General features: G+C 31.5%; 12 protein-coding genes and 2 tRNA genes. 3 read left to right on the forward strand and 11 right to left on the reverse strand.

What is annotated here, in order from left to right; translation table 11 throughout:
* Positions 1–13: 13 nt before the first annotated feature.
* Together ACTPNM_RS13380 and ACTPNM_RS13385 are read left to right on the forward strand one after the other, a co-directional pair.
* Positions 14–502, forward strand: coding sequence for a SixA phosphatase family protein (locus tag ACTPNM_RS13380; protein ID WP_274640295.1), 489 nt, complete (start codon positions 14–16; stop codon positions 500–502).
* A gap of 8 nt (positions 503–510) precedes the next feature.
* Positions 511–1,407 (forward strand): Ppx/GppA phosphatase family protein, encoded by an 897-nt coding sequence (locus ACTPNM_RS13385; RefSeq protein ID WP_274640395.1) that lies wholly within the window; start codon positions 511–513, stop codon positions 1,405–1,407.
* Between the two features lie 123 nt (positions 1,408–1,530).
* Here ACTPNM_RS13385 and ACTPNM_RS13390 read toward each other — a convergent pair whose 3' ends face one another.
* The 9 genes from ACTPNM_RS13390 to ACTPNM_RS13430 all read right to left on the reverse strand — a co-directional run bounded on the left by ACTPNM_RS13390 (position 1,531) and on the right by ACTPNM_RS13430 (position 9,374).
* A complete protein-coding gene (locus tag ACTPNM_RS13390; RefSeq protein ID WP_440122315.1) occupies positions 1,531–1,818 on the reverse strand; it encodes a YciI family protein in 288 nt (95 codons plus the stop codon).
* Positions 1,819–1,820: 2 nt separating this feature from the next.
* Positions 1,821–2,237, reverse strand: coding sequence for a winged helix-turn-helix transcriptional regulator (locus ACTPNM_RS13395; protein WP_440122316.1), 417 nt, complete (start codon positions 2,235–2,237; stop codon positions 1,821–1,823).
* A gap of 29 nt (positions 2,238–2,266) precedes the next feature.
* Positions 2,267–3,715, reverse strand: a complete 1,449-nt coding sequence (locus ACTPNM_RS13400) for a DUF389 domain-containing protein (RefSeq protein WP_440122317.1) — start codon at positions 3,713–3,715, stop codon at positions 2,267–2,269.
* A gap of 117 nt (positions 3,716–3,832) precedes the next feature.
* A complete protein-coding gene (locus ACTPNM_RS13405) occupies positions 3,833–4,948 on the reverse strand; it encodes an aminopeptidase C (protein ID WP_440122319.1) in 1,116 nt (371 codons plus the stop codon).
* A 70-nt stretch (positions 4,949–5,018) separates the two neighbouring features.
* Positions 5,019–7,418, reverse strand: a complete 2,400-nt coding sequence (locus ACTPNM_RS13410) for a TonB-dependent receptor (RefSeq protein ID WP_440122321.1) — start codon at positions 7,416–7,418, stop codon at positions 5,019–5,021.
* A gap of 114 nt (positions 7,419–7,532) precedes the next feature.
* Positions 7,533–7,615: transfer RNA gene (locus tag ACTPNM_RS13415), tRNA-Tyr, on the reverse strand.
* Between the two features lie 47 nt (positions 7,616–7,662).
* A tRNA-Lys gene (locus ACTPNM_RS13420) sits at positions 7,663–7,735 on the reverse strand.
* A 134-nt stretch (positions 7,736–7,869) separates the two neighbouring features.
* Complete coding sequence (locus ACTPNM_RS13425) at positions 7,870–8,634, reverse strand: ABC transporter ATP-binding protein (RefSeq protein ID WP_028892908.1); 765 nt, start codon at positions 8,632–8,634, stop codon at positions 7,870–7,872.
* Complete coding sequence (locus ACTPNM_RS13430) at positions 8,634–9,374, reverse strand: MlaE family ABC transporter permease (RefSeq protein ID WP_274640301.1); 741 nt, start codon at positions 9,372–9,374, stop codon at positions 8,634–8,636. Before ACTPNM_RS13430 ends, ACTPNM_RS13425 begins: the two co-directional genes overlap by 1 nt.
* 118 nt (positions 9,375–9,492) lie before the next feature.
* Between ACTPNM_RS13430 and pafA the strand changes: the two genes are divergently transcribed.
* Positions 9,493–11,130, forward strand: coding sequence for an alkaline phosphatase PafA (gene pafA / locus ACTPNM_RS13435; protein WP_440122322.1), 1,638 nt, complete (start codon positions 9,493–9,495; stop codon positions 11,128–11,130).
* A gap of 91 nt (positions 11,131–11,221) precedes the next feature.
* Here pafA and ACTPNM_RS13440 read toward each other — a convergent pair whose 3' ends face one another.
* Complete coding sequence (locus ACTPNM_RS13440; RefSeq protein ID WP_073184478.1) at positions 11,222–11,377, reverse strand: YqaE/Pmp3 family membrane protein; 156 nt, start codon at positions 11,375–11,377, stop codon at positions 11,222–11,224.
* Positions 11,378–11,469: 92 nt separating this feature from the next.
* Positions 11,470–12,264, reverse strand: a complete 795-nt coding sequence (locus tag ACTPNM_RS13445; RefSeq protein WP_440122324.1) for a hypothetical protein — start codon at positions 12,262–12,264, stop codon at positions 11,470–11,472.
* Positions 12,265–12,289 lie beyond the last annotated feature (25 nt).

Raw genomic sequence — 12,289 nt, forward strand, 5'->3', positions numbered from 1 at the left:
ATTTTATAATTAAATGAAAACACTTTATATCGTTCGTCACGCGAAATCATCTTGGAAATATGAGAGCGTTAAAGATATTGACAGACCATTAAAAGAACGTGGTATTAACGATGCCCATCTTTTATCTAAGTACCTAGCGGGAGAAATACAAAGACCCGATGTATTTCTTTCTAGTAGTGCCAACAGAGCACTTCATACGGCTGTTATTTTTTGTGAGAACTTCGGATATCCTTTATCCAACCTTAAAATAAAGCGCCAGCTGTATAGCTTTAGTGATGGGTATTTGGTAAAAACTGTAAAGGCTCTTGATGATAGCTTTAACAGTGCTATTGTATTTAGTCACGATCACGGTATTAATAGTTTTGTTAATAAATTTGGAAATAAACCTATTGCCCATGTAGCTACTTGTGGTGTTGTTGGAATAGAGTTTGATACAAAACATTGGAAAGATATTAAGAAAGGAAATACAATTTTAGTAGAATTTCCTAAAAACCATAGATAAATCAATACATTTTGAAGATAAAGAAGTACGGCGCTATTGATATTGGATCTAATGCAGTAAGGTTATTAGTAGCCAACGTTATTGAAGAAAAAAACAAAGAACCACAGTTTAAAAAATCATCCTTAGTTCGTGTACCTATTCGTTTAGGAGCTGACGCTTTTGTTTCTGGAAAAATTTCAGAAGCTAATACTCAAAGAATGCTTGATGCAATGCAAGCCTTTAAGTTAATCATGAAAATTCATGGTGTTGAAAAATACAAGGCATGTGCAACATCGGCTATGCGAGAAGCAGAAAACGGAGAGGAAGTTGCTGCTACTATTTTAAAAAATACTGAAGTAAAAATTGATATTATTGATGGTAAAAAAGAAGCTGCAATAATCTCATCAACTGATTTAAATCAATTAATAAAATCTGAATCTACCTACTTATATGTAGATGTAGGTGGTGGTAGTACAGAGTTTACCTTATTTTCTAAAGGTAAAATCATCAACTCTAAATCCTTTAAAATAGGTACAGTTCGCGTACTTAACAACACTAAACCTGAAAATAAAGCACTTTTTAAAAAGGTTCAAAAATGGATTGAAGAAAATACAAGCGAATACAAACGTATTTCTTTAATTGGTTCTGGTGGAAATATCAATAAGCTATTTAAAATGTCTGGTAGAGATGCTGGTAAACCTATATCTTATATTTATCTTAACGCTCAATATCAGTTCTTAAAAAAGATGAGTTACCAAGAACGAATTTCAGAGTTAAGTTTAAATCCTGACAGAGCTGATGTAATTATTCCTGCTACAAAAATATACTTATCTGCCATGAAATGGAGCGGAGCAAGAAAAATATATGTTCCTAAAATTGGACTTTCAGACGGAATCATAAAAAGTTTATATTTTAATAAGCTTTAACTTTATTTGTGACTCTTTTAATATTATGGTGTCATATAATAGGTAATTAGAGTTTTCTCTTATTTACTATGAATACTCTAACAAGTAATCAAAAAATAAAACCGAGCTGAATAGCTCGGTTTTTTATTTTATATAAGAATTTAAATTTTCTGTACTCATCATTGGCGAAAATTCAGTTAAACTATATTCAGCTAATCCTTTAACTATTAAAGGATCCTTACTTAATATTTCAATCACCTCTTCTTCTGTACATGAGTTAGACAATACTATTCCTCCTTCACGTGGTACTTTTGGTCCGCCTATAATAAACTTCCCTTTTTCATATTGTTCGGCTACATAGTTTCTATGTGATTCTGTGTATTTGTTAACCTCTTCTATAGGTTTAATAAAATTAAAATTGATTATAAACATATTTATTTAATATTAAATTTTTCTGACCATTTTGACGACCATTCTCTTAAAGGCTCAAACAAAACAAATAATTCTTTTCCTATATCTGTTAGTTTATACCCTTCTACAACTTTTTCTATAATAAAGGTTTTCTGAAGTTCTTTTAACCTTGTATTTAAAGTTGTAGGAGAAATATCTCTGCAAAGTTTTTCTAAATCACTAAATGATTTTGGAGCATCATTTAAATGCCAAATGATACTCATTGTCCAATTACGTCCTAACAAATCAAAAAGTGCCATGATAGGTTTTCCTGATTTAGAACCTCTTACTGATTTTCCTGGTTTGGGTATATTCATATTGCTTTCAAAACTACAATTTTTGTAGTTAACTACAAAAATTGTAGTGATTATTTTTAAAATAAAGCCGAATAAATAATTCATTCGGCTTTGTTTAATAGTCAGAAGACTATTTATTTTCTTCTTAGTTGAATTTTATCTGTCTTTAACTCTTTTTGTATCCAGCTTCTTAATTCATTTTCATTTTTTACAATGACAGAGTCTTTTAATTTTTTACTCCATTTTACAGAAACTACGGTTGTTGTATCTACTTTTATAAAATCACTTGATGATAATACTTTTGCCAAACTCATTTCTTTAATATCGTTAAATCGAATTTTAGCTTCTGTACTAATTTTACTAAAAGGAATTGAGTTTTTATCTCTGTATAAAGCATCTTGTTCAATGGTTTGATTTAAATTAGAAATTGTTCTTTTTAAATCATCAATCTCCATATGCAGACCTTTTATAACATTATCTTTTTGATCTAACTCTTTTACTGCCCTATCATACGCATCTACTACCCTATCAACACTTTTTGCTTTGTTTTCGTTGATAACCAAAGAATAAGAGTCTATTTTTGGGAAGTTTTTTAATTCATTTCTCAAAAAGGATTCTGTTGCATCACTTACATCACCGTTAAAAAATAACTTTATCGTTTTTTCTTTAACTTCTAGCTTTTCACGCTGTAACCATAAGTTAGGATTATCATATACTTTCGCTTTTAAGAATCTTTTATAGCTTGCATCAATAACACTTTCATTATACACTCCTACGAAAGTAAATACAGCAGGAACCATTACCAAAAAGGCAATAAAAGATGCTATTTGCGCTATTCTTTTACGTTTAGCAGAATTTACATAACGAATCATTGTAAACCCTAATAACTTCAACACTAGGAAGGTTGCTAAAGCAATAAAAATGGTGTTGATTGTAAACAAATACATCGCACCAAGAAAGTAGTCAAAATTACCTATTGCTAAACCATACCCTGCTGTACACAATGGCGGCATTAAGGCTGTAGCAATTGCTACACCAAATATTACAGAAGCAATCGTACCTTTTTTAGTTCGTGCAATAATTAATGCTAAACCACCAAAGAAAGCAATTAACACATCTCGAATATCGGGTCTTACCCTACCTAATAGCTCTGAGGTTTCTTCACGAAGTGGAAATATAAAAAAGAATAAAAACGCCGTTAACAAACTTAACACAATCATTGTAGCTAGGTTTGTTAACGATTTGCGTAGTGTATCAATATCGTTAATAGCAATCGACATTCCTACTCCTAAAATAGGTCCCATTAAAGGAGATATTAACATGGCTCCAATTACTACTGCTGTTGAATTTGCATTTAATCCAATAGACGCCACAAAAATAGAACATATTAAAATCCACGCTGTGGCTCCTTTGAAAGAAATATCGCTTTTTATTGCTTCTATTGTTGCCTCTTGGTCTGTATCATCTCTAAAATCAAGAAGCTCTAATATAAACTTCTTTATCTTTTCCCATAAACCTTTTGCATCCTGCTGTATCTCTTGCTTTGACTGCTCTGCAGCTTCTTCTTGTTTATTTTCTTCCATAAATTTTGATTTTTGTTAACTTTGGAAAGATACGAAATTCAAGAATTAGTAAAGATATAAAAAACGCTTGAAGATTCTGAACCTCCAAGCGTTTTATATACTCTTAAAAAGTTTTTCTTATTTAATACCTAGCTTGTTTTTCAATTTTGGTGAAATTCCACCTTTATGTAATAAAACAGATATTGTTTTTAATTTGAAGTAAGGAACTGACATATACACATACCCCTGATTTCCTTGATTTTTACCCCAAGAATTCTTTACTTTAAAATAGGTATTTCCTTTTTGATCTTTTACCAAACCTACGATATGCATTAAGTGATCATCGGTTGTGTTAAAATTTTCAAATTCTGTTTGACGTAAACTTGGTGTAATTGTTCTTTCTTCTACAATTTCTGTCAACGCTTTTTTATTTTCTGTACTACTCGCAGGAATTACAGCAACTCCACTTTTTGATGAAAATGTTTTTTCTGAAACATCACAGTCTAACTCTACTGTATATCCTTTTTTAATAGCTTCTTCTGTTACAGCTACTAATTCGTCTAAAGAAACATTATAAAATGCTCCATTTGAAAAATTATCAGGAATGTTTAAAATGAACTGACCGTATTTTTTTGCATGCTCAAAAGAACTAATCGTTACATAGTTTGAAGGATCTATTTTTACATATTCTGCAAACGATATAGGAGTATATTTTTTTCCTTCGAAAGTGAACTCTTCTTTATTTTTTCCTAAATACACATCTAAAACACTTTCTACCGATTGCTTCCATTTTGGACTTAATTCTCCTGCTGGGTTTTTAATGTAAGCGTCTAACATCGATTTTAACACCGCAATCATTTCAGCGTGATTATGTCTGTCTTGCCCAAGATCTAAACCAGTAAAAACTTGCTCAGGTACTAATCCGTATTTTCCTACCGAGTTAATTACATCATGTGCTAAACCTCCTTCGCTAAATTGTGCTTTTCCTTGGCGGTATAAGTAATTATTTGCTTTATCTGAATAGGTATTACGAACCGTATACATTTCAGATAAATCAATGTTTTTACCTGTTAACCTGATAATTTCCGATTCTAAAAAAGAGGTCGTAGAAAAACTCCAACATGTTCCTGTTCTTCCTTGACTTTTAACTTCAGTGTCTTCAATACCTTTTACTGTTGAAAACTGATACTTTTGTGCTGAAGTTGAAGTTATACTTAAAAAAGTGAATGCTGCTCCTAATAGAATTTTTTTCATACTTAAAAACCTTATGATAATTTAAGCAAGCAATTTACTCTTTTTAAAAGACTATTAAACTTCAAAAGTGTTAAAAATCTACTATAACGCCAATACGTGGTAAAGCTCTTCCTGTTGTACTTTCTATTTCTTCTAACAAATACCTTGAACTATCATTAGGGTCGGTTACTCTTCCATTCCCATCTTCAATAGGTAATAAAAATGGTTGCTGTTTAGAGCTACTAGCATATATATTTTGAACATCTAAATATAAGTTTATAGCCGCTTTTTTTAAGAACCAAGTTTTATCTACACGTATATCTAGTTGTGTATACGTATCTAATCTTTCTGTGTTAAGTTTGGTATAATCTAAAATTCCGCCGTTTTGCACATCATAATTATCTTTTAAAGAAGAAGCATCTAAATCGTATGGTGTATAAGGTTTACCACCAACTAATCGAAACTTTGTTCCTATTTCCCAGTTTCTGTTTAGTTTTTTTCCTGCAGTAATCGTTAACAGGTGCTTATTATCCCATGTTGAAGGAATATACCCACCTTGTGCATCTTTAAACTCACTTCTTACAAAAGTATACGACGCTATTCCATACAGTCCGCTATATGATTTTTTCTGTGCCAATAACTCAAATCCATACGCTCGACCTTCAGATGTTGAACTCACTGCTTCATTTCCTATAATGCCAAAATCAGCACCTAGGTTTGCTAAACTTATTTGATTTCTTAGCGAAAACGGATAGTCTTTATATCCTTTATAAAACCCTTCAAAAGTTATTTTTGAGCTTGTATTAGGCTTGTAACTTAATCCACTTACAAAATGATCTGATTGTATATACTTCAATCCATTTTTGTTCTCAAATTCGCCTATATCGTTTTTATATCCTAGTACTGTATAAGACGGTAATTGATAGTAACGACCTACTGAAGAACTCACCATCCATTTTCCAGACAAATCATAGCTCAACGACAATCGTGGTGAAAATTGATTGAACGGGTTTTTCATTGTTGAATTATAATCTATCCCATCCATTCTAAAACCAAAAGAAACTCCTAACTTTTCATCTAAATATCTTTTTGATACTTGTCCGAAAACTCCATATTTAACAAAATTAATTGCTGAATTAAAATCGTAGATTGTTACTCCATCTGAATTAGCATTTTTCTGATAATTGTTATTCGTATATCTTGCAGTTTCCAAATTAAAACCTAGATTAAAATCAATCTTATTGTCACTTTCAAAACTGTTTTCATATCGTAACTTATTCTCTATTTCTTTTGATGAATAATCTAACAGTAAGTTTGCTGGTATTTCTTCATTTAAAAAGTACTTTACTGCCTTGTTTTTCCACTCATTTCGACTAAGCACAACTAAATGTGTTGAGTTTGGTGCAAAATACTTATAACTGGCACCTACCGTATAATTCCATTGACTATTTACAGGAACAGAGTTTAAAATAACTTTATTTCTCTTTATCGTTTCTAAATCTGTTTCACCATCATTTACCTCTTTATTTATTTCAAAATCATCAATAGCTCCCAAAGCAACTATTGATAATTCACTGTTTTTTGATAATTGTGATTTAACATTTACTTGAAAATCGCTGTATGTTGGTAAAAAAGGAAGTTTTATCAACTTAAATAAAAACTGTAAATATGATTGACGTGCAGAAAACATAAAAGTCGTATTTTTTCCTAATGGACCATCTAAGGTTATTCCTGCATCTGAAGTTCCAACAGTTGCTCTTGTGTTTAGTGAATTTGGATTTCCTCTTTTTTGAGTAAACTCTATAACAGAACTCAAAGAGTTACCTCTGTTTGCTGGAAAAGCACTTGAATAAAAATCTACCTTACGAATTAAATCTGCATTCATAATTCCTACTGGTCCACCAGTTGCCCCTTGGGTTTGAAAGTGATTTATTACAGGAACTTCAATTCCATCTAAGTAAAACTTATTCTCAGAAGTTGCTCCTCCTCTAATAATAATATCATTTCTAAATCCAGGATTAGAGGCTACTCCAGGAAAAGATTGAATAACCTTTAAGACATCTCTATTCCCTCCTGGGTTCTTTTCTATTTCAGCTATTCCTAAACTTTGAAGCGATAATGGGCTATCTACAGATTCCTTAAATAATGGTGCTTGAATTTGGACTTCTTTTAACTGTGTTGCATCTTCAATCAACTCTAAGGTTATATATGGCGAATTATCTTTAGTAACTAAATACTCATCAGAAATCAACGTTTTATAGCCTACAAACGAAGCCTGTATTTTATTATACCCCAGAGGAACATTTTTCAATACAAACTCTCCATTTTCATTTGAAACTACTCCTATTTTTGTTCCGTATACCAAAACATTAACAAAAGGAAGTACTTCTCTTGTTTTGGAATCGACAACTTTTCCTGAAATTACTCCTTCATTTTGAGACATTCCAGTAAACGACTGAAGTAAAACCAAGAGTATCAACACTTTTCTCATATTAAAATATTTAGTATCTAACAAAAATACATATTTTGTTTAATTAAAAATAAAAAACATTAAACAAAATTATTATAAAAACAAAAAAACTCAATCGTTATGATTGAGTTTTCGTGGGGAGAGCAGGATTCGAACCTGCGAAGTCGTAAGACAACGGAGTTACAGTCCGTCCCATTTGGCCGCTCTGGAATCTCCCCAAAGCTTTTAAAAAAAGCTTCTCAGTAAAATCGAGAAGCTTTACTAGTGACCGGGCTGGGGCTCGAACCCAGGACCCTCTCCTTAAAAGGGAGATGCTCTACCAACTGAGCTACCCGGTCATTTTTTCGCTTTTGCTTTTCTGCGTTTGCGGGTGCAAATATAGAAGCTTTTATTGTTCCCACAAACATTTTTTAGAAGTTTTTTTGAAAAATTTTTAATGTTTTTTGTTACCTATTAATTAACAGAAAGTTACCTAAAGATCATTTAAGTATGCTTTTCTAACTTTTTTAAATAAATTAGATGAATACACAAAATCTACCACTGCTTCGTTATCTGTTTTGAAGATTTCTTTGTGAGATCCCTCCCATGCTTTTACTCCATTTTTAAGAAAAACAATTTTATCTCCTATTTCCATCACCGAATTCATGTCGTGTGTATTTATTACTGTGGTAATTTTATATTCATCCGTAATTTCTTGAATTAGGTTATCTATAACAATAGATGTTTGAGGGTCTAATCCAGAATTTGGTTCATCACAAAATAAATATTTAGGGTTCATTACAATCGCACGCGCAATTGCTACACGTTTTTGCATCCCTCCTGATAATTCTGCTGGAAACTTTTTATTCGAGTTCTCTAAGTTTACACGGTTCAACACAAAGTTTACTCTATCTAACATTTCACTTTCAGGTTGCTTTGTAAACATCTTTAAAGGAAACATTACATTTTCTTCCACTGTTTGTGAATCGAACAAAGCACTTCCTTGGAATACCATTCCTAATTCTTGACGAAATTGACGTTTATCCTCTAAGGTCATATCAACATTAGCTAGTCCATCATAAACAATCGTTCCTTCTTCTGGTGTATGTAAACCAATTAACGATTTTAAAAACACTGTTTTTCCAGAACCACTCTGACCAATTATCAAACTTGTTTCTCCTGGTTTAAATGAGGTTGTAATTCCTTTTAAAATCTCAACACCATTAAATCCTTTATGTAAATTATTTACTTCTATCATTAGGTTAATAACATTTGAGTTAAGAAATAGTTGGCGATTACTATAAGTACTGTTGTCCAAACAACCGATTGTGTACTTGCTTTTCCAACCTCTAATGAGCCTCCTTTAACATAGTACCCATGATATGATGGTACTGTAGCAATTAAAAAGGCAAAAACTACTGTTTTTATCAACGCATAAGTTATAAGGAACGGATCAAAATCTAATTGAACTCCTGCAATATAATCTGCTCCTGAAAACAAACCAGATAAAACTCCTGCTACCCATCCTCCAAAAATTCCTAAAAACATTCCTAAGATTATTAAAAAAGGATAAAAGAAAACAGTTGCTATTATTTTTGGCAACACCAAATAATTTAGTGAGTTAATCCCCATTACTTCTAGGGCATCTATTTGCTCAGTCACACGCATTGTTCCTATACTCGAAGTAATATAAGACCCAACTTTACCTGCTAAGATAATAGAACAAAATGTAGGAGCAAACTCCAAAATTACAGATCGTTTTGCTGCAAAACCAATCAACGATTTTGGTATAAACGGACTTTCTAAATTCAACGCAGTTTGTAGAGCGATTACTCCTCCAATAAAAAATGAGATAAAAGCTATAATTCCAATGGATTTATGTCCTAACTCATCTATTTCTCTAAACAAAGCTTCACGAAATACTCTTGCCCTCTGAGGTTTTGAAAAAACCTGTTTTAGCATTGAAAAGTATTTACCTATATGCTCAATGTAATTCATTAAATGAAATATATTTTCTTTTTTGCTAAAGTATTAAAAAACCATTAACTCATCGCCTTATTTACAAGTTTTAGCTTGCTTTTTGTGTACCTTTGAGTTTTAATTTTCAAAAAACAAAATGAGAAAAATAGCTTTTTTAGCAGCTATAATATGTTTAACAAGCTGCTCTGTTAACAAAAAAACAAATACTCAAAAACCAAAACTTGTAGTTGGTGTTGTTATTGACCAAATGCGTTACGATTACCTTACTCGTTTTGCTGATAGATATGGAAATGACGGTTTTAAACGTTTGCTTAGAGAGGGGTACTCTTTAGAAAACGCACACTACAATTATATTCCTACCTACACAGCTGTAGGACATACTTCTATATATACAGGGACAACTCCTACTAACCATGGTATTATTAGCAATCATTGGTACGATAAGTATTTAAAGAAAACCATTTATTGTGTTGATGACAATAACTACAAAACGATTGGTAATGATGGTGAAGGAGGTAAAAAATCTCCTTACAGAATGTTTACTACAACTATGACTGATCAATTAAAATTAGCTCAAAACATGAATGGTAAAACTATTGGTGTTGCTATAAAAGATCGTTCTGCTATTTTACCAGCAGGACACACAGCTAATGCTGCTTATTGGTTTGATGGCGGTGATAAAGGACAGTGGATTTCTTCTTCTTTTTATTTAAATGAATTACCTGATTGGGTACAAGAATTTAATGCTTCTGGAAAAGCAGACGAATACTTAAGTAAGCCTTGGGAAACTTTATATGATATTACTACCTACAAACAAAGTATAGAAGATGATAATAATTTTGAAGCTACTTTTAAAGGGGAAGAAAAGCCAGTTTTTCCACACGATATTCCAACATTAAGAAAAAGCAACAACAACTATAGCATTATAAAAGGTATTCCTGCTGGTAACTCTATCACAACCGATTTTGCTAAAGCAGCTATTATTGGTGAAAACTTAGGAAAATCAGCATATACTGACTTTTTAGCGGTTAGCTATTCTTCAACTGATTATGTTGGACATCAATTTGGAGTTGCTTCTAAAGAAATTGAAGACACTTATTTACGTTTAGATCAAGATTTAGCAGAATTATTTAAGTTTTTAGATACACAAGTTGGAAAAGGGAATTATACCTTATTCTTAACTGCAGATCATGCTGCTGTACAAGTTCCTTCATACTTAGAGTCTTTAAAAATACCTGCTGGTTATGTAAAGCCTGTTGCTTTTAAAAACTTTTTAAATGAAATTACCTTAAAGCATTTTAAATCTGACGAAATCATTGAAAACGTTTCTAACTTCCAAGTTTTCTTAAATAAAGATAAGATTAGAGAGTTAAACCTTAACTATGAAAATGTGGCACAAACCATAGCGGATGAAGCCATTAATCATAAAAAGATTTATAAATCGGTAACTGCGAGAACCATGCAGACTACTACGTTTACAAACGGAGTTTTACATGTATTACAAAATGGTTATAATCAAAAGCTTTCTGGTGATGTTATTTTAGTGCCTAATCCATCAACTATTGCAAGTAGCTCTAGAAAAGGAACAACTCACGGTTCTGGATACTCATACGACACACACATTCCTATGATTTTCTATGGAAATGGAATTAAGCAAGGTGTTTCTAAAAAGAAATATGAAATTGTAGATATAGCTCCTACCATTTCTAATTTATTACAGATAGAATTCCCTAATGGATGTTCTGGAGAGATTATTGAAGAAGTTCTTGAATAGAAAAACTTAGAAGATAAAAATAGAAAACGCCATTTTGATAAACTCAAAATGGCGTTTTTAATTAATTCATATTCTCAAATCAACACATCGTTTAATTTGGATTGTTTAATATAATTAGCGCTGCAATTACTCCTGGAACCCATCCGCAAAGTGTTAGTAAAAACACTATTATAATAGATCCACAACCTTTACCTATAACTGCTAACGGTGGAAAAAAAATTGCTAATAAAACTCTTAATAAACTCATAGTACTTTTTTAGTTAGTATACTTAAAAGACGAGTTAATTAGAATTTTGTTACACTTATTGAATCATTAGAAGCACATCATTTAAATAAAGCTTAACTATTTTTCATTTGCTTGTATTCAAAAGAACGTATTATATTCTCGGGCATTTCGTAAAAATATCCATTGGTAATACCAACAGCTTCTAACTCGTTTTTTATTTCTTCACTGATATATAAAAGCCCTGATAATCCCCATAATACATCATAATCGTATTTATACACCTTATTTTTAAATTTTAGTTCATTTAATTCAGTAAATGTTTGATTGCCATAAGTAACCTCATATGTTCCCAGGAGTTCTATATCTCCAAACTGTATATCCCCCTTTTCCTCAGACGACTTTATAAATCCCTCTGGGTAAATTTTGACAGGCACATTATTCCCTTCTGAATCTTGAGCTATTTCTACAAAAGTACATTTTGGGTAGTCTATAATATCATCTCCCGATGTTGCACTATCAACTACCGCATGAAATAAAAAATAATCTTCATTGGTTTGTTGAAGTTCTTTACAGTGAAGTATTACAGGATAGAAACGATGTTCAGGTAAATTATATTTTTCTAAAACTTCTTTTACCTTTTTACTCATTAGCAAATTAGCTCCTCTTTTAGGTTCTACATCTGCTGTCATTAAATTCGTATACCATGTTAATACATCGACAAAGGGCGTTTCTCCTTGCCATGTGTCAAAATTTTCAAATGAATCTATTAACCTCATTTTTAAAGGTAAAACTTCATCTTTTATCCAAATATTATCATTCATTGGAGCAATAATATCTCCATAATCTTCTTGGTATATGTTAATACTCCATTGAAAGACACCACTAGTACTAAACTCGAAAAACTTCATTCTTTATAATTTAATCTAACATTAT

Source organism: Tenacibaculum sp. Ill (assembly GCF_051938915.1).
Lineage (GTDB): Bacteria > Bacteroidota > Bacteroidia > Flavobacteriales > Flavobacteriaceae > Polaribacter > Polaribacter larymnensis.